The 20164-nt window shown below is 72.8% G+C and carries 20 protein-coding genes; 9 read left to right on the forward strand and 11 right to left on the reverse strand.

All coding sequences use genetic code 11. The features are described 5' to 3' along the window. The first annotated feature begins 262 nt into the window (after window positions 1-262). Window positions 263-2026 (forward strand): acetyl/propionyl/methylcrotonyl-CoA carboxylase subunit alpha, encoded by a 1764-nt coding sequence (locus ACFY15_RS04035; RefSeq protein WP_390687742.1) that lies wholly within the window; start codon window positions 263-265, stop codon window positions 2024-2026. A 249-nt stretch (window positions 2027-2275) separates the two neighbouring features. Here ACFY15_RS04035 and ACFY15_RS04040 read toward each other — a convergent pair whose 3' ends face one another. Together ACFY15_RS04040 and ACFY15_RS04045 are read right to left on the reverse strand one after the other, a co-directional pair. Beyond that, window positions 2276-3205, reverse strand: a complete 930-nt coding sequence (locus tag ACFY15_RS04040; RefSeq protein WP_390687777.1) for a DeoR/GlpR family DNA-binding transcription regulator — start codon at window positions 3203-3205, stop codon at window positions 2276-2278. A 235-nt stretch (window positions 3206-3440) separates the two neighbouring features. Continuing rightward, window positions 3441-4880, reverse strand: a complete 1440-nt coding sequence (locus ACFY15_RS04045; protein ID WP_389620907.1) for an NAD(P)H-quinone dehydrogenase — start codon at window positions 4878-4880, stop codon at window positions 3441-3443. Between the two features lie 183 nt (window positions 4881-5063). Here ACFY15_RS04045 and ACFY15_RS04050 point away from each other — a divergent pair, with 183 nt between their 5' ends. From ACFY15_RS04050 to ACFY15_RS04060, 3 genes are all read left to right on the forward strand, one after another. Further along, complete coding sequence (locus ACFY15_RS04050; protein WP_125603982.1) at window positions 5064-5501, forward strand: gamma-glutamylcyclotransferase; 438 nt, start codon at window positions 5064-5066, stop codon at window positions 5499-5501. A 268-nt stretch (window positions 5502-5769) separates the two neighbouring features. Continuing rightward, window positions 5770-6576, forward strand: coding sequence for a purine-nucleoside phosphorylase (locus ACFY15_RS04055; RefSeq protein ID WP_390687741.1), 807 nt, complete (start codon window positions 5770-5772; stop codon window positions 6574-6576). Between the two features lie 38 nt (window positions 6577-6614). Beyond that, window positions 6615-8264, forward strand: a complete 1650-nt coding sequence (locus ACFY15_RS04060; RefSeq protein ID WP_390687740.1) for a phospho-sugar mutase — start codon at window positions 6615-6617, stop codon at window positions 8262-8264. 260 nt (window positions 8265-8524) lie between these two features. Here the strand turns inward: ACFY15_RS04060 and ACFY15_RS04065 are convergent, their stop codons facing one another. Genes ACFY15_RS04065 through afsQ1 form a run of 3 tightly spaced genes read right to left on the reverse strand, consistent with a single transcriptional unit; the run spans window position 8525 to window position 11365 of the window. Beyond that, window positions 8525-9142, reverse strand: a complete 618-nt coding sequence (locus ACFY15_RS04065; protein ID WP_390687739.1) for a hypothetical protein — start codon at window positions 9140-9142, stop codon at window positions 8525-8527. A 58-nt stretch (window positions 9143-9200) separates the two neighbouring features. Next, window positions 9201-10691: a sensor histidine kinase gene (locus ACFY15_RS04070; protein WP_390687738.1), complete on the reverse strand. Its 1491-nt coding sequence runs from the start codon at window positions 10689-10691 to the stop codon at window positions 9201-9203. Continuing rightward, entirely contained in the window at window positions 10688-11365 is a 678-nt protein-coding gene (gene afsQ1, locus ACFY15_RS04075) for a two-component system response regulator AfsQ1 (protein WP_185117195.1), read from the reverse strand. The genes ACFY15_RS04070 and afsQ1 overlap by 4 nt, the downstream gene beginning before the upstream one ends. Window positions 11366-11563: 198 nt before the next feature. On the opposite strand from afsQ1, the gene ACFY15_RS04080 reads away from it, so the two are divergent. Then, a complete protein-coding gene (locus ACFY15_RS04080; protein WP_366450306.1) occupies window positions 11564-12265 on the forward strand; it encodes a SigE family RNA polymerase sigma factor in 702 nt (233 codons plus the stop codon). A 207-nt stretch (window positions 12266-12472) separates the two neighbouring features. Here the strand turns inward: ACFY15_RS04080 and ACFY15_RS04085 are convergent, their stop codons facing one another. After that, window positions 12473-13111: an ATP-binding protein gene (locus ACFY15_RS04085; protein WP_366450307.1), complete on the reverse strand. Its 639-nt coding sequence runs from the start codon at window positions 13109-13111 to the stop codon at window positions 12473-12475. 143 nt (window positions 13112-13254) lie between these two features. Between ACFY15_RS04085 and ACFY15_RS04090 the strand changes: the two genes are divergently transcribed. Then, window positions 13255-13608, forward strand: coding sequence for a hypothetical protein (locus ACFY15_RS04090; protein WP_390687737.1), 354 nt, complete (start codon window positions 13255-13257; stop codon window positions 13606-13608). 89 nt (window positions 13609-13697) lie between these two features. Here the strand turns inward: ACFY15_RS04090 and ACFY15_RS04095 are convergent, their stop codons facing one another. From ACFY15_RS04095 to deoC, 3 genes are read right to left on the reverse strand one after another with little or no spacing between them, the layout of a single operon-like run. After that, window positions 13698-14597, reverse strand: a complete 900-nt coding sequence (locus ACFY15_RS04095; protein WP_390687736.1) for an aldehyde dehydrogenase family protein — start codon at window positions 14595-14597, stop codon at window positions 13698-13700. Further along, window positions 14590-16026 carry an aldehyde dehydrogenase family protein gene (locus ACFY15_RS04100; protein ID WP_390687735.1) on the reverse strand — a complete coding sequence of 479 codons (1437 nt, stop codon included), beginning with the start codon at window positions 16024-16026 and terminating at the stop codon, window positions 14590-14592. The genes ACFY15_RS04095 and ACFY15_RS04100 overlap by 8 nt, the downstream gene beginning before the upstream one ends. A 5-nt stretch (window positions 16027-16031) precedes the next feature. Further along, on the reverse strand, window positions 16032-16994 hold the full coding sequence (gene deoC, locus ACFY15_RS04105; protein ID WP_390687776.1) for a deoxyribose-phosphate aldolase: 963 nt from the start codon (window positions 16992-16994) through the stop codon (window positions 16032-16034). Between the two features lie 138 nt (window positions 16995-17132). Here deoC and ACFY15_RS04110 point away from each other — a divergent pair, with 138 nt between their 5' ends. From ACFY15_RS04110 to ACFY15_RS04120, 3 genes are all read left to right on the forward strand, one after another. Then, entirely contained in the window at window positions 17133-17750 is a 618-nt protein-coding gene (locus tag ACFY15_RS04110; protein ID WP_390687734.1) for a PH domain-containing protein, read from the forward strand. A 292-nt stretch (window positions 17751-18042) separates the two neighbouring features. Further along, window positions 18043-18675 carry a VanZ family protein gene (locus ACFY15_RS04115; RefSeq protein ID WP_390687733.1) on the forward strand — a complete coding sequence of 211 codons (633 nt, stop codon included), beginning with the start codon at window positions 18043-18045 and terminating at the stop codon, window positions 18673-18675. Between the two features lie 56 nt (window positions 18676-18731). After that, window positions 18732-18944 (forward strand): PspC domain-containing protein, encoded by a 213-nt coding sequence (locus ACFY15_RS04120; protein ID WP_390687732.1) that lies wholly within the window; start codon window positions 18732-18734, stop codon window positions 18942-18944. Window positions 18945-19012: 68 nt separating this feature from the next. Here the strand turns inward: ACFY15_RS04120 and ACFY15_RS04125 are convergent, their stop codons facing one another. After that, window positions 19013-19780: a hypothetical protein gene (locus ACFY15_RS04125; protein WP_390687731.1), complete on the reverse strand. Its 768-nt coding sequence runs from the start codon at window positions 19778-19780 to the stop codon at window positions 19013-19015. Between the two features lie 127 nt (window positions 19781-19907). Then, entirely contained in the window at window positions 19908-20162 is a 255-nt protein-coding gene (locus ACFY15_RS04130; RefSeq protein WP_344163910.1) for a hypothetical protein, read from the reverse strand. Window positions 20163-20164 lie beyond the last annotated feature (2 nt).

The following is a 20164-nucleotide window of genomic DNA, read 5'->3' on the forward strand; positions in this document are numbered from 1 at the left end:
TGTCACGCAAAGAATGCATAGGCCGTTCGTAGGGACTCCACAAAGAATCAGCAGGGGCCGCTGACCCGCCGAACAGAGACCTCCGACGCGCCACGGGGTTACTGTGCAGTCGGGGATCTCCCTGACCTGGGGCGACACAAGGGTTTCCACACTCAAGGGGCACTCGCATCACGCTCTGTGTGGGCAAGCTCACCACCGGGGAAGGGTCGAAAGGCCGTGTCGGCAGTCCCTAAACTCAGCTTGTTTCAAGGAGGGAGCCATCGTGCGCAAGGTGCTCATCGCCAACCGTGGCGAAATCGCTGTCCGCGTTGCTCGGGCCTGCCGGGACGCCGGGATCGCGAGCGTAGCCGTCTACGCCGATCCGGACCGGGACGCTCTGCACGTCCGCGCGGCAGACGAAGCTTTCGCGTTGGGCGGTGACACCCCGGCGACCAGCTACCTCGACATCGGCAAGGTCCTGCAGGCCGCCGCCGACTCGGGTGCGGACGCCATCCACCCCGGATACGGCTTCCTGTCCGAGAACGCCGAGTTCGCCCAGGCCGTCATCGACGCGGGCCTGACCTGGATCGGCCCGCCGCCGCACGCCATCCGCGACCTCGGCGACAAGGTGGCCGCCCGCCACATCGCCCAGCGCGCCGGAGCCCCGCTCGTCGCCGGCACCCCCGACCCCGTCTCCGGGGCCGACGAGGTCGTCGCCTTCGCCGAGCAGCACGGGCTGCCCATCGCGATCAAGGCCGCCTTCGGCGGCGGCGGCCGCGGCCTGAAGGTCGCCCGCACGCTCGAAGAGGTCCCCGAGCTGTACGAGTCCGCCGTGCGCGAGGCCGTGGCCGCCTTCGGCCGCGGCGAGTGCTTCGTCGAGCGCTACCTCGACAAGCCCCGCCACGTCGAGACCCAGTGCCTGGCCGACTCCCACGGCAACGTCGTCGTCGTCTCCACCCGCGACTGCTCGCTCCAGCGCCGCCACCAGAAGCTCGTGGAGGAGGCCCCGGCCCCCTTCCTGTCCGAGGCCCAGAACGCCGAGCTCTACGCCGCGTCCAAGGCCATCCTCAAGGAGGCCGGCTACGTCGGCGCCGGCACCGTCGAGTTCCTCGTCGGCACCGACGGCACCATCTCCTTCCTGGAGGTCAACACGCGCCTCCAGGTCGAGCACCCGGTGACCGAGGAGGTCGCCGGCATCGACCTGGTCCGCGAGATGTTCCGCATCGCCGACGGCGAGGAGCTCGGCTACGGGGACCCGGTCCTGCGCGGCCACTCCTTCGAGTTCCGCATCAACGGCGAGGACCCGGGCCGCAACTTCCTGCCCGCCCCCGGCACCGTCACCAGGTTCGAGGCCCCGACCGGCCCGGGCGTCCGCCTGGACGCCGGCGTGGAGTCCGGCTCGGTCATCGGCCCCGCCTGGGACTCGCTGCTCGCCAAGCTGATCGTCACCGGCGCCACCCGCGAGCAGGCCCTCCAGCGCGCCGCCCGCGCCCTGGCGGAGTTCAACGTGGAGGGCATGGCCACCGCCATCCCGTTCCACCGCGCGGTCGTCGCCGACCCGGCGTTCGCCCCGGCCGACGGCAACCCGTTCACGGTCCACACCCGCTGGATCGAGACCGAGTTCGTCAACGAGATCAAGCCCTTCGCGGCCCCGGCCGCCGAGGACGCCGAGGACGAGCCCGGCCGCGAGACGGTCGTCGTCGAGGTCGGCGGCAAGCGCCTGGAGGTCTCCCTCCCGTCCTCGCTGGGCATGACCCTGGCCCGTACGGCCGCCGCGGGCGGTGCCAAGCCGAAGCGCCGCGCCGCCAAGAAGTCCGGCCCGGCCGCCTCCGGCGACACCCTCGCGTCCCCGATGCAGGGCACGATCGTCAAGGTCGCCGTGGAGGAGGGCCAGCAGGTCAAGGAGGGCGACCTGATCGTCGTCCTGGAGGCGATGAAGATGGAGCAGCCGCTGAACGCGCACCGCTCCGGCACCGTCGTCGGCCTGACCGCCGAGGTCGGCGCGTCCCTCACCTCGGGCGCCACGATCTGCGAGATCAAGGACTGACCTCCCCGCACCTGACGAAGGCCCCCGCCCGGGTTCACCGGTCGGGGGCCTTCGCGCTTCCCGCCGCGTACCGGGCCCAGCGGGACGGAGTCCCCTGCCCACCCCTCTCCCGCTCACTGGGGGCTCCGACCCAGAGCCCCGCACCTCACACGCCGGCGGGGCCACGGGCAGCGTCGGCCGGTGTCCGACGGGCCGCCCTGGCGGGGACGGCCCGGTGGACACCGGCCGGCGGCTCGGGGTGACGCGCCTCTAGCGGCGCCGCATGTCCGCGACCCGCGCCCGCTCCCCCGCCTGCTGCTCCAGCATCGACGCGGGAGCGCTCCGCAGCTGGGCGGTGGGTCCGCCGCGCCGCTGGACCGGCAGCGGCGGCTCCCGGCGCTGCCTGCGCCCCGCCATGCCGTCCCCGGTGCCGCCGTGCCCGCCGGAGGCCGGGGCGGAGCCGGCCACGGTGATCTGCACGCCCTGGTCGGCCAGCGCCTGGAGCTCGGTGGCGGCCCGGTCGTCGTGCGGCGGGGGCTCGTCCGTCACGAGCCGGGTCATCACGTCCGTCGGCACCGTCTGGAACATCGTGTCGGTGCCCAGCTTCGTGTGGTCGGCGAGGACCACGACCTCCGCCGCCGCCTGCACCAGCGCCCGGTCCACGCTCGCGGAGAGCATGTTGGACGTGGACAGCCCGCGCTCGGCGGTCAGGCCGCTGCCGGACAGGAAGGCCCGCGAGACCCGCAGCCCCTGGAGGGACTGCTCGGCGCCGCTGCCGACGAGGGCGTAGTTCGACCCGCGCAGCGTGCCGCCGGTCATCACCACCTCCACCCGGTTGGCGTGCGCCAGCGCCTGGGCGACGAGCAGCGAGTTGGTGACGACGGTGAGGCCGGGCACCCGGGCGAGCCGGCGGGCCAGCTCCTGGGTCGTGGTACCCGCGCCGACGACGATGGCCTCGCCTTCTTCGACGAGGCCGGCCGCCACGTCGGCGATGGCGGTCTTCTCCGCCGTCGCGAGATGGGACTTTTGCGGAAAGCCGGACTCCCGCGTGAAACCACCCGGCAAGACCGCACCGCCGTGTCGGCGGTCGAGGAGTCCTTCTGCCTCCAGTGCCCGCACGTCCCGCCGTACGGTCACTTCGGAGGTCTGGACGACGCGGGCGAGCTCACGGAGGGATACCGCCCCGTTGGCCCGCACCATTTCGAGGATCAGTTGGCGACGTTCAGCAGCGAACACGAAACTGACAGTAACCCCAACGACCGTCTGCTTTCAGCTCCTTGCGCCGGAATACCGAAGTTGTCCATACGGTGGGGCGACAAGTGGTATACGCGTCCGAACCGACACCCCGCGTCCACCGGCGCGCCGCCGCCCGTATCCGAAACCCGCCCCAACCCCCGTGCGGGGAGGGCTGGTTGGCTCCGGGCGGCGCGGGCCCCTACGCCTCTCCGGCCGCCTTGCGCGTGTGCAGCTGGCGGGCGACCTCGGCGATCGAACCCGACAGCGAGGGGTACACGGTGAACGCGTTTGCGATCTGCTCGACCGTCAGGTTGTTGTCGACGGCGATCGAGATGGGGTGGATCAGCTCGCTCGCGCGCGGCGAGACGACCACGCCACCGACGACGATCCCGGTGCCCGGACGGCAGAACAGCTTCACGAAGCCGTCCCGGATGCCCTGCATCTTGGCGCGCGGGTTGCGCAGCAGGGGCAGCTTCACGACACGGGCGTCGATCTTCCCGGCGTCCACGTCGGCCTGGGTGTAACCGACAGTGGCGATCTCGGGGTCGGTGAAAACGTTCGAGGAGACCGTCTTCAGGTTCAGCGGGGCCACCGCGTCACCGAGGAAGTGGTACATCGCGATGCGCCCCTGCATGGCGGCGACGGACGCCAGCGCGAAGACGCCCGTCACGTCGCCGGCCGCGTAGACGCCCGGCGAGGAGGTCCGCGACACCTTGTCGGTCCAGATGTGCCCGGACTCCTTGAGGCGGACCCCGGACTCCTCCAGGTTCATGTCCTTGGTGTTCGGGATCGCGCCGACCGCCATCAGGCAGTGGGTGCCGCTGATGACCCGGCCGTCGGAGAGGGTGACCTCGACCCGGTCGCCGACCCGCTTGGCGGACTCGGCGCGCGAGCGGCCGATGACGTTCATACCACGGCGGCGGAAGACGTCCTCCAGGACGGCGGCCGCGTCCGGGTCCTCGCCCGGCAGCACGCGGTCGCGCGAGGAGACCAGGGTCACCCGGGAGCCCAGCGCCTGGTACGCGCCGGCGAACTCGGCACCGGTCACACCGGAGCCGACCACGATGAGCTCCTCGGGGAGCTCCTCCAGGTCGTATACCTGGGTCCAGTTCAGGATCCGCTCCCCGTCCGGCATCGCGTCGGGGATCTCGCGGGGGGTGCCGCCGGTGGCGATCAGCACGGCGTCGGCGGTGAGGATCGTCTCCGTGCCGTCGGCCGCGGTGACGATGACGTCACGCGTGCCGTCGATGCCCTGCGGCCCGCCGAGCTTGCCGCGGCCGCGCAGGACGCGGGCGCCGGCGCGGGTCACGGACGCGGTGATGTCGTGCGACTGGGCGAGCGCGAGGCGCTTCACACGCCGGTTCACCTTGCCGAGGTCGACGCCGACGACGCGCGCGGCCTGCTCGATGGGCGGGGTGTCGTCGGCGACCACGATGCCGAGCTCCTCGTACGAGGAGTCGAAGGTGGTCATGACCTCGGCGGTCGCGATGAGGGTCTTCGACGGCACGCAGTCGGTCAGCACCGACGCCCCGCCCAGGCCGTCGCAGTCGACGACCGTCACCTCCGCGCCGAGCTGGGCCCCCACCAGGGCCGCCTCATACCCGCCGGGTCCGCCGCCGATGATCACGATCCGGGTCACGAAAACTCCGCCTCACGTCTGCCCGGCCGGCTGCCGCCCCGGCCGGCGATCCGGGGGGTCTCCCCGGGGGATGCATTCCACGCCCATTGTCCCGCACGCTTCAAGGTGCTCCACTCCCGGTCCTTTCATCCGTGCGCCATCCGGGCACGCGTGCCGGGGCGCCCCTCCCGTACCCTCGACCTCATGTCGCTCTACGCCGCGTACGCCGGCAACCTCGACCCGCGGCTGATGACGCGCCGCGCTCCGCATTCGCCGCTGCGCGGCACGGGCTGGATCAACGACTGGCGGCTGACCTTCGGCGGCGAGCAGATGGGCTGGGAGGGCGCCCTCGCCACCGTCGTGGAAGCCCCCCGCCAGCAGGTCTTCGTCGCCCTCTACGACATCGCGCCGCTGGACGAGGACTCCATGGACCGCTGGGAGGGCGTCGGCCTGGACATCTACCGCCGCATGCGGATCCGGGTCCACACGCTGGACGGCGAGGAGGCCGCCTGGTGCTACGTCCTCAACGGCTACGAGGGCGGCCTGCCGTCGGCGCGCTACCTCGGCGAGATCGCCGACGCCGCGGAATCGGCGGGCGCCCCGCACGACTACGTGATGGAGCTCCGCAAGCGACCGTGCTGAAGCCGGGCGGGGCCTGAGGCGGAGCCCCGGCTTCCGTCCAGCCCCGCCGGGCGGAGGCTCCAGCCCGGCCGCGCGACGTCCCGGCCGGCAGGGGCCCGCCCCACCTCTCCGGACCTCCTCCCACTCCTCCGGAAAACCTTCCGGACCCCCTCCGGACCCCCTCCGGGCCCCCTCCGGGACGATTCGGCGGAAACGACAAGGCAACGATCCGAACACCGTGAGCTGTGCCATCTACGCGCGTAGGCCAACAGCGGCTACGCTCGTCTGCGTGAACGCATCTGTTACCGACCCCTTCGCCGCCGCCGACGCCGCCGCCGCCCGCCTCCGCGAGCTCACCGGCGTCGAATCCCACGATGTCGCCCTCGTCATGGGCTCCGGCTGGGCCCCCGCCGCAGAGGCGCTCGGGGCGCCCGAGGCCGAGTTCCCGGTCACCGAGCTGCCCGGCTTCCCGCCGCCCGCCGTCGAGGGCCACGGCGGCAAGATCCGCTCGTACAAGATCGGCGACAAGCGCGCGCTGCTCTTCCTCGGCCGGACCCACTTCTACGAGGGCCGCGGCGTCGCCGCCGTCGCACACGGCGTCCGTACCGCCGTCGCCGCCGGCTGCAAGACCGTCGTCCTCACCAACGGCTGCGGCGGCCTGCGCGAGGGCATGAAGCCCGGCCAGCCCGTCCTGATCAGCGACCACCTCAACCTCACCGCGGCCTCGCCGATCGTCGGCGCGAACTTCGTGGACCTCACCGACCTGTACTCCCCGCGCCTGCGCGCGATGTGCAAGGAGATCGACGAGACCCTCGAAGAGGGCGTCTACGTCCAGTTCCCCGGCCCGCACTACGAGACCCCGGCCGAGATCAACATGATCCGCGTCATGGGCGCCGACCTGGTCGGCATGTCCACCGTGCTGGAGGCCATCGCCGCCCGTGAGGCCGGCGCCGAGGTGCTGGGCATCTCCCTGGTCACCAACCTGGCCGCGGGCCTGTCCGGCGAGCCGCTCAACCACGAAGAGGTCCTCCAGGCCGGCCGCGACTCCGCCGCCCGCATGGGCACGCTGCTGACGCAGGTCCTCGCCCGCATCTGATCGACGACCGACGACGTACGAGAGGCAAGGCGGAACTAGTGGAACAGGCACAGGACGACCTGCTCACCCGGGCCCGGACCTGGCTGGCGGAGGACCCCGACGAGGAGACGGCGGCCGAGCTGCGCGCGCTCCTCGACGCGGGCGACACCGCCGAGCTCGCGGACCGCTTCTCCGGCACGCTCCAGTTCGGCACCGCCGGACTGCGCGGCGAGATCGGCGCGGGCCCGATGCGGATGAACCGCTCCGTGGTCATCCGCGCCGCGGCGGGCCTGGCGGCCTACCTGAAGGCGGAGGGCCACGAGGGCGGCCTGGTGGTCGTCGGCTACGACGCCCGCTACAAGTCCGCGGACTTCGCCCGCGACACGGCGGCCGTCATGACGGGCGCCGGTCTGCGCGCGGCCGTACTGCCCCGCCCCCTCCCCACGCCCGTCCTCGCGTACGCGATAAGGCACCTGGGAGCCGTCGCCGGCGTCGAGGTGACCGCGAGCCACAACCCTCCCCGGGACAACGGCTACAAGGTCTACCTCGGCGACGGCTCGCAGATCGTCTCCCCGGCGGACGCGCGCATCGCGGCGGAGATCGACGCGATCACCACGCTCGCGTCCGTCCCCCGCCCCCCGGACGGCTGGCTGCAGCTCGACGAGGAGGTCCTGGAGGCCTACCTGGCGCGCACGGACTCCGTCCTGACCCCCGGGTCCCCCCGGGGCGTGCGCACCGTCTACACGGCCATGCACGGCGTCGGCAAGGACGTCGTCATGGCCGCCTTCGCCCGGCACGGCTTCCCCACCCCGGTGCTCGTCGCCGAGCAGGCGGAGCCGGACCCGGCCTTCCCGACGGTCGCCTTCCCCAACCCGGAGGAGCCGGGCGCGATGGACCTGGCCTTCGCGAAGGCCGCCGAGGTCCAGCCGGACATCGTGATCGCGAACGACCCGGACGCCGACCGCTGCGCGGTGGCGGTCCCCGACGACGGCGACTGGCGCATGCTGCGCGGCGACGAGGTCGGCGCCCTCCTGGCGGCCCACCTGGTCCACAAGGGCGCGCAGGGCGTCTTCGCCGAGTCGATCGTGTCCTCGTCCCTCCTCGGGCGCATCGCCGAGGCGGCGAACCTCGGCTACGAGGAGACCCTCACGGGCTTCAAGTGGATCTCCCGCGTGGAGGGCCTGCGCTACGGCTACGAGGAAGCCCTCGGCTACTGCGTGGACCCCGAGGGCGTCCGCGACAAGGACGGCATCACCGCCGCCCTCCTCGTCGCCGAGCTGGCCTCGGTGCTCAAGGAGCAGGGCCGCACCCTGACCGACCTGCTGGACGACCTGGCGATGGCCCACGGCCTCCACCACACCGACCAGCTCTCGGTCCGCGTCGAGGACCTGTCGATCATCGCGAACGCGATGGCGCGGCTGCGCGCGGAACCCCCGACGGCCCTGGCGGGCCTGCGGGTGGTCTCGGCGGAGGACCTGTCCCAGGGCACGGAGAAACTCCCCCCGACGGACGGCCTGCGCTACTACTTGGAGGGCGACTACAAGGCCCGGGTGATCTGCCGCCCGTCCGGCACGGAGCCCAAGCTGAAGTGCTACCTGGAGGTGGTCGTCCCGGTGGCGGAAGCCTCGGACCTCGCCTCGGCCCGCCTCCGCGGCCAGGAGATCCTGGACACGGTGAAGAAGGACCTCGCAGCGGCGATGGGCCTCTAGCCCCTCCCCCTCCCCCGACGGCCCCCTCGGCTCCCCCCGAGAGGGCCGTCGGCGTTCCGGCGGGGGGGGTGCCGGTGCCCGCGCCGGGGCGGTACTGAGCAGGAGGCCGGGACCCGGGAACGGGACCTCGGCCGGGCGGTCCCGGTCCGCCGTTGCGGTCCCGCCCCCGCGGGGCACCGCCCCGGCCCGACCACCCGCACGGCCGGCCCCGACCTCTCGCGGGGGCGATGACGGGCCCGCGCCGCGAGCCCCCCGTCGTGTCAGGACGCCGACGGGGACGGCGATGCCGTCGGGCGTACCAGTTCGCCCAGGGTCGGGGCCGATTCCGGTCTGGAGCGGACCGCGTCCGTGCACTCCCAGGCTCGGGGCGGGTCGGCGTCCGGGCCGCCCAGGACCACGGGGCCCGGGCCCGCCGAGACGGCGTCGCTCGCGGACAGGGTGCACACGATCTGCGCCAGGGCCACCGGCGGCAGGTCCTCGGGCTTGCGGCTGAGCCGGACCGTGCCCGCCGGGTCGCCGGACCGCGCCGGGCCGGCCGTCAGCCCGTCCGGTACCCCGGTGGTGAAGCCGCCCTCCCGCTCCTGCTCGGACGGGGTGCGTTCCAGCTCCTCCAGCAGGGCCTGCGCGACCAGCGTCGCGGGCTCGCGCCCGGTCCGTTTCTCGGGGACCGGGACGACCCGCTCCACCTCCACCAGCTGCGATCCGCAGACCAGCTCGATCCTGGCGCGGAACCCCTGCACCCCGCCCTGCCCGGACGGCAGGTCGGGGGTGTCGCAGGAGACCCGCGACGGGGCGGGGCCGACGTCGACCGGTACGGTCGTCGCCCGGATCCCGCACCCGGACAGCACCGCGGCCAGGGCGCCCGCGGCCCCCACCACCCACAGCGTCCTACGGGTCCTACGCGCCCCGCCCGTCGTCGTACGCGTCCCGTACGCCCTACGCGTCCGTGCCGCCACCGGCGATCACCTTCCCCACGTCCACCGGAAGCCGCAGCGTGAAGACAGCCCCGCCCTCCGGGCCGTTCGCGGCCGTGATGTCGCCGCCGTGGATGTGCGCGTTCTCCATGGCGATCGACAGGCCCAGGCCGCTGCCGTCCGACTTCGGCCGGGACGCGCTCGCCTTGTAGAAGCGGTCGAAGACGTGCGGCAGCACTTCCTCCGGGATGCCGGGCCCGTTGTCCTTGACCGCGACGACCAGCCACTCCCCCTCGACCCGCACCGACACCCGCACCGGCGAACCGCCGTGCTTGAGCGCGTTGCCGATCAGGTTGGCCAGGATCACGTCCAGCCGGCGCGGGTCGAGCCGTGCCACGATCCCGCGTCCGGCGTCGACCTCGACGGCGTCCAGCCATGCCCGCGCGTCGATGCACGCCGTGACCTGGTCGGCGACGTTCACGTCGTCGAGCACCAGCCGCGCCGTCCCCGCGTCGAAGCGGGTGACCTCCATCAGGTTCTCCACCAGGTCGTTCAGCCGCCGCGTCTCGCTGACCACCAGGCCCACCGCCGGCGCGATCATCGGGTCGAGGTCGTCGACCTCTTCCTCCAGCACCTCGGCCACGGCCGTCAACGCCGTCAGCGGCGTGCGCAGTTCGTGGCTCATGTCTGCGACGAACCGCCGGCTCGCCTCCTCGCGGGCGCTCATGTCTGCGACCTTCTTCTCCAGCGCCTCCGCGGTCCGGTTGAACGTGCGCGAGAGGTCGGCGAGTTCGTCGGTCCCCGACACCTCGAGCCGGTGGTCGAACTCCCCCTCGCCCAGCCGCCGCGCGGCCTCGCCGAGCCGCTGGACGGGCTTGAGGACGGTCCGCGCCGCCGCCTGGGCGAGCAGCGCCGACCCGAGCAGCGCCAGGCCCGTCGCGATGGTCAGCGACCAGCCCAGCGCGTTGAGGTCGTCCCGCTCCGTGGCGAGGGACTTGTACATGTAGCCGGTGGGTCCGCCGCCCACGATCCGCGTGCCACCGACCAGGTACGGGTTGCCGCCGGGCTTCGTGCGCTGCCAGTACATGTGGTACTCGGCGTCGTTGGCGGTCGTGGTCTTCTGGCGGTCGTTCACCGCGTTCTGGAGCGACTTCGGTACGTCGTCCAGCCCGAACGAGGCCGCTCCGGCCGCGCCGAACACCAGCCGCCTGTCCTTGCGTTCGTGCACGAGCAGCACGCTGTACCCGGGGCTGCTGCCCGCCATCAGCTCGGCGGTGCGCTGCAGTTCCTCGGGGGTGGGCTCGGCGGGCAGGGCCGCGGCCCGGTTCTGCATCTCCTGGCGGAAGTCGCCCAGGGCCGCGTCCTGGGTACGGGTGAGCACCGCCTCGCGGTTGAGCCAGTAGGCGATTCCGGAGGCGGAGACGGCGGCCACCAGGGCGACCAGGGCGAACACCACGAGCAGCCGCAACCGCAGGCTGGTCCAGCGTCGGCCCGCGAACAGGGCCTTGATCACTGCGGGGAGTCCAGCCTGTAGCCGACACCCCGGACGGTACGGATCAGTGTGGGCGAGGAGGGGACTTCCTCGACCTTGGCGCGCAACCGCTGCACGCAGGCGTCGACGAGCCGCGAGTCGCCCAGGTAGTCGTGCTCCCACACCAGGCGCAGCAACTGCTGGCGGGAGAGCGCCTGACCGGGCCGGCGGCTGAGTTCCAGCAGCAGCCGCAGCTCGGTGGGCGTCAGCTGGAGGTCCTCGCCGTTCTTGGTGACGGTCATGGCGGCCCGGTCGATGACGAGCGACCCGAAGACGGCGGAGTCGCTGGCCTCGCGCTCGCCGCGGCGCAGCACGGCCCGGATGCGGGCGTCGAGCACCCGCCCCTGGACGGGCTTGACGACGTAGTCGTCGGCTCCGGACTCCAGGCCGACGACGACATCGATGTCGTCGCTGCGAGCGGTGAGCAGGATGATCGGCAGCTGGTCGGTGCGGCGGATCCTCCGGCACACCTCGAAGCCGTCGATCCCGGGCAGCATGACGTCGAGCACGATCAGGTCCGGCCGCTGCTCGCGGAGCAGTTTCAGGCCGTCCTCACCCGTCGCCGCGGTGGCCACTCGGTGGCCCTGGCGTGTCAGGGAGAGTTCGAGGGCCGTGCGGATGGCGTCGTCGTCCTCGATCAGCAACAGGAAAGGCACGCGCTCATTCTGTCCCATCGGCCGTCGGGACTTCGACCGTCGCGCGCGACGGATCCGGCGGCGGGGGCGGCGGCGGGGGCGGCCAAAGGCGGCTGTGACAGTGCTGTGACAGTCGACGGACACGCCGGTTAAGTCGGCCGGGCAGTCTTTTGTCATCGAAACACGGACCGAAGCAGACTCCACGACGGGGGGCGCGAGATGAACACGCTGCACAGCACCACCACCAGCGCGGTTGTCACGCGGCTGCACGACGCGAACCGCCGGGCGGGTGTCCGTACGGTGCCGGGCTCCCGGCGGCAGGCTCATGTCGTAGCCATTGACGCGAAGCAGTACCAGGCGGTTCCCGCCCAGCGGACCCCTTCTTCTCCGGCCTCCTCCTCGGAGGCGGAGTTCACGGCGTACGTCCAGGAGCGGCGCGCGGCGCTGTACGCGACGGCCTTCCACCTCACCGGCGACCGCCACGAGGCCGAGGACCTGCTGCAGAGCGCGCTGTTCTCCACGTACCGCGCCTGGGACCGGATCAGCGACAAGGCGGCGGTGGGCGGCTACCTGCGCCGGACGATGACGAACCTGCACATCAGCGCGTGGCGCCGGCGCAAGCTGAACGAGTACCCGACGGAGGAGCTGCCGGAGACGGCCTCCGACACGGACGCGATGCGCGGGACGGAGCTGCGCGCGGTGCTCTGGCAGGCGCTGGCCCGGATCCCGGAGCCGCAGCGCACGATGCTGGTGCTGCGCTACTACGAGGGCCGCACGGACCCGGAGATCGCGGAGATCCTGGGCATCAGCGTGGGCACCGTGAAGTCGAGCATCTGGCGCTCGCTGCGCCGGCTGCGCGAGGACGAGGCGCTGAGCTTCGGGCGTGACGAGGCGGAGTCCTTCGGGGAGCTCGTCGCGTAACGGCGGGCACGTGACGGCGCGCAGCCGCGGCACGCACAACTCAACACCACAGACCACCGGCCAGGGGGTCCGTCCTACGGGGGTGGGACGGAGGCCATGGGGGGGATGGAGGCGGGATCAGGCGGACGGGGGTCCGCTTGGTCCCGCCTTCTCTTGTCCGGGTATTCGTCGGACGCCGGGGGCCCGTCGGACGCCGGACCCGTCGGGCTACGCCGCCGCGGCGCTCGCCGAGCGGTGGCGGCCGGCCGCGGCGGCCGCGAGGCGGCCCAGGGCCTCGTCGCGGGCGCAGGCGTGGGCACCGAGGGCGACGTGCCGGGCCACGATGCCGCGTTCGGCCCGCATCAGGCGCAGGCCCCGGCGGAGCAGGAACGGCAGGGACTTGCGGCCCTCGCGCAGGTCGCGGGCGAGCCTGCGGCGGAAGGTGGTGGAGGGCCGGCCGCGCAGGCAGATGGCGTCGGCGAGGAGGCCGAGCTCCTGGCAGCGGGCGGCGATGTCGGCGGCGAAGATGCCCTCCGCGATGAACAGCGGGGTGCGGGAGATGTCCAGGGTCTCCGTGCCGGTGCGGGAGCTGGTCGCGATGTCGTAGACCGGGACCTCGGTGCGGCCGGTCCGGCAGAGTTCGGCGACGGCGGCCACGGCGACGTCGGCGTCCCAGGACTGCGGGGAGTCCCAGTCGATGTCCGAGCTGCCCTCGACCAGGGGGAGGGACGGGTCCGTCGCCTCCTTGTAGAAGTCGTCCAGGCGCAGTACGGGCAGGCCCGAGCGGGCCGCCAGCGAGGACTTGCCGGAACCCGAGGGACCGGTCAGGAGCACGACGCGCGTCGGAAGGGGAGATGAACAGCTCACGGGAGACCAGTGTGAGGCATGACCGGGCGTATCGACACACTGCCGACAGCCCCTGCGACCGGTCTCACATGGCGCGTTGGAATCCGGCACACCCGCTCGACTACGCTGTGTGCGCACGCGACTACGACCACAGGCGGGAACCAATGGCACGTCACGCAGCCTCCGACCCCTCTCCGCAGCGGCTCCGCTCCGCCGGACTGACCCTCTCCCTGGCCGGGGCCGCCCTGGCCATGGCGGCCGGCGGGGCGCAGGCCGGCGAGTTGGACCCGGCGGCGGCCGTCTCCGGGGTCGTCGACCCGATCGCGAACCTGAAGGTGAACCCCCTCGCCCACACCGGCGTGGACCCCCTCGACAACGGGGTGGGCACGAAGGTCGCCGACTTCCCGGCCGTGGGCACCACGATGGTGACGGGGGTTCTGACGCAGGGGCCGTCGGTCAAGGAGATCCCGCAGGCCGCCGTCTCCTCCCTGCTGGGCCCGGTCCTCCCGAAGCGGTAGGACGGGCCCGGGACGCGCGACGGCCCCCGACGGCGATCGCCGTCGGGGGCCGTTCCACGGGGGCCTCCGGAGGAGGAGCCGCGGGCGTTCTAGTAGGAGGAGCCGCCCGAGCCCAGCGACCCGGTCGGGTGCCAGACCGTCTTGGTCTCCAGGAACGCGGTCATGCGCGAAGTGCCCGGGTCGGCGGCCCAGTCGTCCACAGGCTGTGGACGCAGGACGCGCTTGAGGTTGTCCGCCGCCGCGATCTCCAGCTCCTTGGCGAGCGCCGCGTCGGCGCCGGCCAGGTCGATCGCGTTGACGTCCTGGTGGGCCGCCAGGTGCGGGCCCATCTCGGCGGCCTTGCCGGAGAGGATGTTGACGACGCCGCCCGGCAGGTCGGAGGTGGCCAGCACCTCGCCCAGGGAAAGGGCGGGCAGCGGGGACTTCTCACTGGCGATGACGACGACGGTGTTGCCCGTCGCGATCACCGGGGCGATCACCGAGACCAGACCCAGGAAGGACGAGTCCTGCGGGGCCACGACCGTGACGACGCCGGTCGGCTCCGGGGTGGAGAGGTTGAAGAACGGGCCCGCGACCGGGTTGGCCCCGCCGACGACCTGGCCGATCTTGTCGGTCCAGCCCGCGTACCAGACCCAGCGGTCGACGGCCGCGTCCACGACCGCCGCCGCCTTGGACTTGGACAGCCCCTCGGCCTCGCCGACCTCGCGGACGAACTGGTCGCGGCGGCCCTCCAGCATCTCGGCGATGCGGTAGAGGATCTGGCCGCGGTTGTACGCGGTCGCGCCCGCCCAGCCGCCGAAGGCCTTGCGGGCCGCGACGACCGCGTCACGGGCGTCCTTGCGGGAGGACAGCGGGGCGTTGGCCAGCCACTTCCCCTTCGAGTCGCTCACCTCGTACACCCGGCCGCTCTCGGAGCGGGGGAACTTGCCCCCGACGTACAGCTTGTAGGTCTTGAAGACGCCCAGACGGGTCGCAGAAGACTCAGACATCGAGGTAGCCCTCCAGGCCGTGGCGGCCGCCCTCGCGGCCGAAGCCCGACTCCTTGTAGCCGCCGAAGGGCGAGGTCGGGTCGAACTTGTTGAACGTGTTGGCCCACACCACACCCGCGCGGAGCTTGCCCGCGACCGCGAGGATGCGGGAGCCCTTCTCCGTCCAGATGCCGGCGGACAGGCCGTACTGGCTGTTGTTGGCCTTGGCGACGGCCTCGTCCGGGGTGCGGAAGGTCAGCACGGACAGGACCGGGCCGAAGATCTCGTCACGCGCGACGGTGTGGGCCTGGCTGACGTTCGTGAAGAGCGTCGGGGCGAACCAGTAGCCGGAGGACGGCAGCTCGCAGGCCGGGGACCAGCGCTCGGCGCCCTCGGCCTCGCCCGTGTCGGCCAGGGCCGTGATCCGGGCGAGCTGCTCGGCGGAGTTGATCGCGCCGATGTCGGTGTTCTTGTCGAGCGGGTCGCCCAGGCGCAGCGTGGAGAGGCGGCGCTTGAGGGAGTCCAGCAGCTCGTCGTGGATCGACTCCTGGACCAGGAGGCGGGAGCCCGCGCAGCAGACCTGGCCCTGGTTGAAGAAGATGCCGTTGACGACGCCCTCGACGGCCTGGTCGATGGGGGCGTCGTCGAAGACGATGTTGGCGCCCTTGCCGCCCAGCTCCAGGGTGACCTTCTTGTCGGTGCCGGCGATCTGGCGGGCGATGGCCTTGCCGACCGCGGTGGAGCCGGTGAAGGCGACCTTGTTGACGTCCGGGTGGGCGACGAGCTCGGCGCCCGCGTCCCCGTAGCCGGGGATGATGTTGACGACGCCCTTGGGGAGACCGGCCTGGCGGCAGATGTCCGCGAAGAACAGCGCCGAGAGGGGGGTGGTCTCCGCCGGCTTGAGGACGACGGTGTTGCCGGTGGCGAGCGCCGGGGCGATCTTCCACGCGAGCATCAGCAGCGGGAAGTTCCACGGGATGACCTGGCCGGCCACGCCCAGCGGGCGCGGGTTCGCGCCGTAGCCGGCGTGGTCGAGCTTGTCGGCCCAGCCCGCGTAGTAGAAGAAGTGCGCGGCGACCAGGGGGAGGTCCGCGTCGCGGGTCTCCTTGATCGGCTTGCCGTTGTCCAGGGTCTCCAGGACGGCCAGCTCGCGGCTGCGCTCCTGGATGATCCGGGCGATGCGGAAGAGGTACTTGGCGCGCTCGGATCCGGGCAGCGCGGACCACTTCTCGAAGGCGCGGCGGGCGGCCTTGACGGCGCGGTCGACGTCGGCGGCGCCGGCCTGGGCGACCTCCGACAGCACCTCCTCGCTGGAGGGGCTGACGGTCTTGAAGACCTTGCCGTCGGCGGCGTCGGTGAACTCGCCGTCGATGAAGAGGCCGTACGAGGGGGCGATGTCGACGACCGAGCGGGACTCGGGAGCCGGTGCGTACTCGAAGAGGGAAGCCATGGTGATCAGTCCACCGTCACGTAGTCGGGTCCGGAGTAACGCCCGGTGCTCAGCTTCTGGCGCTGCATGAGCAGGTCGTTCAGCAGGCTGGAGGCGCCGAAGCGGAACCACTCGTTGGTCAGCCAGTCCTCGCCCGCGGTCTCGTTGACCAGGACCAGGAACTTGATGGCGTCCTTGGTGGTCCGGATGCCGCCGGCCGGCTTCACGCCGATCTGGATTCCAGTCTGCTCCTTGAAGTCGCGGACGGCTTCGAGCATCAGCAGGGTGTTGGCGGGGGTGGCGTTGACGCCGACCTTGCCGGTGGACGTCTTGATGAAGTCGGCGCCCGCGAGCATGCCGATCCAGGAGGCGCGGCGGATGTTGTCGTACGTCGACAGCTCGCCGGTCTCGAAGATGACCTTCAGCCGGGCGGCGGTGCCGTCCTCGCGGACGCACGCCTCCTTGACGGCCTTGATCAGCTCGTAGGTCTCCAGGTAGCGGCCGGCGAGGAAGGCGCCACGGTCGATGACCATGTCGATCTCGTCGGCGCCGGCGGCGACGGCGTCGCGGGTGTCGGCCAGCTTGACCGGCAGGGCGGCGCGGCCCGCCGGGAACGCGGTGGCGACGGAGGCGACCTTGACGTCGGCGCCGTGCAGGGCCGCCTTGGCGGTGGCCACCATGTCGGGGTAGACGCAGACCGCGGCGGTCATGGGCGTCGTCCGGTCGAGGGGGTCGGGGTTGACGGCCTTCGCGGCGAGGGACCGGACCTTGCCCGGGGTGTCCGCACCCTCGAGCGTCGTCAGGTCGATCATCGAGATGGCCAGGTCGATGGCGTACGCCTTGGACGTGGTCTTGATCGAGCGGGTGCCGAGGGCGGCCGCGCGGGCCTCCAGTCCGACTGCGTCGACGCCGGGCAGCCCGTGCAGGAAGCGGCGCAGCGCGCTGTCGGACGTCGTCACGTCAGCGAATGCGGTGAGGGTGGTGGGCATGGTCACCAGATGAGCATATCTACGCGCGTAGCGACCTGTCACCCCCCTCGTGCACATCTGCGCGTGACGTCCGCCATCAGTGCATCCGGCCCCCGTGCGCCGATGGCCGCCGCGCGGGCATGCGGCACAATCGGCGGCATGACCACACCCTCCCCCCATGAGCCCGCCTACGCCGACCGCGTCTACCGCTCCCCCATGGCCGTCGTGACCGGGGTGCTGATCCTGGCGATGATCGCGTGGCTGTGCGGGGACGCCGTCCTGCGGGGTGTGGGCAGCGGCCGGTGGATCGGGTTCGCCGCCGCGCTGTGCGCCGTGCCGCTGACCGTGGCGTTCACGATCCGGCCGGCCGTCTTCGCCAACGAGGACCGGATGCGGGTCCGCAACCCCTTCCGGGTCATCACGCTGCCCTGGGGCGTCGTGGACGCGGTGCGCGCCGGGTACTCGGCGGAGGTGCTGGCCGACGGGGCGAAGTACCAGCTCTGGTCGGTGCCGGTGTCGCTGCGCGAGCGCAAGAAGGCGAACCGCTCGGCCGGCCGGCGCGAGGCGGCGTCCGGCGGGGGCGCGGGCGGCCAGGCGGGCGGGCCGGTCGCGCGGGCCTCGGCCGACAAGGCCGTCGACGAGCTGACCGAGCTCGCCGAGCGCGGGGCCTCCCGGCCGGGCGCGCAGGGTCCGGTCGTGGTGCGGTGGGCCTGGGAGATCATCGTCCCGGCGGCGGTGGGCGCGGTCCTGCTGGCCGTACTGCTGGCCGTCGTCTAGCGAGGGCGTCACTTCCGGGGACACCGGGCACGGGCCGCGGGGTACGGGTCGCCGGCCGGGCCGCCACCTCCGGGCACGGGTCGGCGTGCGGGCCGGGCGGTACCGGCCGGGTCCGGGGCGGCGTGCGGGCCGGGCGGTGCGGGGCGGGTCCGGGGCGGCGTGCGGGCCGGGCGGTGCGGGGCGTCGGACGGGGCGCCGCTTCCGGGTCCGGGGGCCGGCCGTCGTAGGGCCGTCCGTTCCGGAGGGTGGCCGGGCGCGGGCCCGCGTACGGGACGGGACGGGACGGGACGAGATGACCGGAACCGCCACCGCCGGGGCGGGCGTCCTCGGTGGTGTGCACCGTCATGAGGGCAGCGGCAGCGCCGCCACCGCCACACAGCTCCCGGTCCGTCCCCGGCTCCTGAGCGGGGCCCTGCTGGCCGCGCATCTGCTGGTCGTCGGATGGCTCACCCTCAGTCCGCTGGACGTGCCCTGGGCCGCGGCGGCGAACCTGACCCCGCTGGAGGGGATCCGGGCGGACCTGGCGATGGGGCCCCTGGAGGCCGCGCGGCGGATCGGCGAGGGGCTGGCACTGCTGGCCCCGCTGGGGGTGCTGCTGCCGCTGGCCGGGGGCCGGCTGGCGGCCGGGCCGCTGGCCGCGTGGGTCTCGCTGGTGCGGACGGCGGCCGCGGCCGTGCTGATCTCGCTGAGCATCGAGATGCTCCAGACGGCGGTCCCGGGGCGGGTGCTGGACGTGGACGCCCTGCTGCTGAACACCGCCGGGGTGGTGATCGCGCACGCGGCGGTCGTACCGGTGCTGCGGGCCAGGCTCCGCAGGCCCCTTACCTCCCCCGACGCCGTTCCTCAGGGGAGCACCCCGAGAATTCCCAGGGTCGGGCTCGGCCCGTGGACCGACGTTCTGTCGGCGGTACCGCGCGAGTATTGATTCATCGCGCCGGACCAGGAAGAAAGCGCGCGAATTCCGATACGAAGGAGAACACCATGAGCGCGCTGACCCGCCCCCGCGACGGACGTCTGATCGGCGGCGTCTGCGCCGGACTGGCCAAGCGGTTCGGTATGAAGGCCCGCACGATGCGGATCATCTTCGTCCTGTCCTGCCTGCTGCCGGGCCCGCAGTTCCTGATCTACCTGGCGCTGTGGCTGCTGATCCCGAACGAGAAGTCCGGCGCCGGCCCGGCGAGCACGGCCTGGTGACGGCGGGCCCGGCCGCGCCGGGCCCCCTGGGATTCCGTCCGGGAACGCGAGCGGCGCCCCGGCGGGAATCAACCGGCCTTCCGGACCTTTTCCAGTTGCTTGTCGGCGACTTCCCGCGGGACCTCGGCCTTCCGGCCGGCGGCCGCGACGTTGAGCGCCATCAGCCGCACGACGGAGGAGCCCTCGCGGACGACGACCAGGTGGACCTGCGCCGAGACGCCCTCGGCGGCGGCGGTCGTGGTCCAGCTGACGCTCTCGTCGCCGGCGGCCTTGAACGGGACCGTCTTCACGTCCCGGTAGGTACCGGTCCGCTTCTGCACGGTGGCGGTGAAGCCGGAGCCGCAGGCCGCGAGGGCCTCGCGGATCCGGGAGACGACCTTCCTGGCGTCGCTCTCGTCGTAGGAGCTGACGGAGGCGGAGACGGCGAGGCCGACCTGCTTCTGGGAGCCGACGCCGCGGTTGACGGTCTCGTGCGCGGCCGGGTCGGGCTTGTCGCCCATGACGTCGGCGAGCGGCTGGCAGGCCTTCTTGTCGGCCTGCGGCTGGCCCACGGGGGCGCCCGGGTTCTTGCCCTGTGCGGAGACCTGGTAGCCGGGGAGGTCGCCCTGTTCGAGGGCGGAGCGCTCCAGGCGGGCGTCCTTGGCCTTGGGCGCCGGGGAGGCGGCAGCGGCGCCGGGCGCGCCGGAGGGCGCGGTGGCCGCGGAACCCTTGGGGTCGGGGCTCCTGCCGGCGGCGGGGGCGTCCGTGCCACTGCTGCAGCCGACGGCTCCGAGGAGCAGGGCGGGGAGCAGCGCGAACGTCGTCGCGGGCGCCTTGAATCGTGCCGTGATGCGCATGACCGGACCTCATACCCCGTGCGTCGGCGGGCAGTTGGTGGTGATCGTGGCACACCGTGCGACGCGGTGCACACCACCTCGAAAGGGTGTGCACCGCGCGGGCGGGCGTGCGAATCCGGGGTCCGGATCAGCCGCCGAGGCCGGGCAGCGGGGGCAGGCCGCCGAGCAGCTGGCTCACCGGGGCCGCGGGGTCGCTCTGGCCGCCCTGCTGGGCCTGGTCCGTCTGATTGGTGACGGCGCTGGCGGTGCTGGTGACGGTGCCGAGGGCGTCCGTCAGGTTCGGGGTCGGGAGCGCCGAGGCGGAGGCGGTACCCGCGGCACCCGCGGCGAGGGCGGCACCAATGACAGCGACACCGAGGGACTTGGCAGCAGACTGCTTCATGA

The organism is Streptomyces sp. NPDC001373, assembly GCF_042895815.1.
Taxonomy (GTDB): domain Bacteria; phylum Actinomycetota; class Actinomycetes; order Streptomycetales; family Streptomycetaceae; genus Streptomyces.

Bases quoted from the DNA above. Each gene is read 5' to 3' on its own strand.
- ACFY15_RS04115 (WP_390687733.1), top strand. From the start codon at position 18,043: ATGACCGGAACCGCCACCGCCGGGGCGGGCGTCCTCGGTGGTGTGCAC.
- ACFY15_RS04090 (WP_390687737.1), top strand. From the start codon at position 13,255: ATGGCACGTCACGCAGCCTCCGACCCCTCTCCGCAGCGGCTCCGCTCC.
- ACFY15_RS04080 (WP_366450306.1), top strand. From the start codon at position 11,564: ATGAACACGCTGCACAGCACCACCACCAGCGCGGTTGTCACGCGGCTG.
- ACFY15_RS04095 (WP_390687736.1), bottom strand. From the start codon at position 14,597: ATGTCTGAGTCTTCTGCGACCCGTCTGGGCGTCTTCAAGACCTACAAG.
- ACFY15_RS04050 (WP_125603982.1), top strand. From the start codon at position 5,064: ATGTCGCTCTACGCCGCGTACGCCGGCAACCTCGACCCGCGGCTGATG.
- ACFY15_RS04110 (WP_390687734.1), top strand. From the start codon at position 17,133: ATGACCACACCCTCCCCCCATGAGCCCGCCTACGCCGACCGCGTCTAC.
- ACFY15_RS04100 (WP_390687735.1), bottom strand. From the start codon at position 16,026: ATGGCTTCCCTCTTCGAGTACGCACCGGCTCCCGAGTCCCGCTCGGTC.
- ACFY15_RS04120 (WP_390687732.1), top strand. From the start codon at position 18,732: ATGAGCGCGCTGACCCGCCCCCGCGACGGACGTCTGATCGGCGGCGTC.
- ACFY15_RS04130 (WP_344163910.1), bottom strand. From the start codon at position 20,162: ATGAAGCAGTCTGCTGCCAAGTCCCTCGGTGTCGCTGTCATTGGTGCC.
- ACFY15_RS04125 (WP_390687731.1), bottom strand. From the start codon at position 19,780: ATGCGCATCACGGCACGATTCAAGGCGCCCGCGACGACGTTCGCGCTG.
- ACFY15_RS04040 (WP_390687777.1), bottom strand. From the start codon at position 3,205: ATGGTGCGGGCCAACGGGGCGGTATCCCTCCGTGAGCTCGCCCGCGTC.
- deoC (WP_390687776.1), bottom strand. From the start codon at position 16,994: ATGCCCACCACCCTCACCGCATTCGCTGACGTGACGACGTCCGACAGC.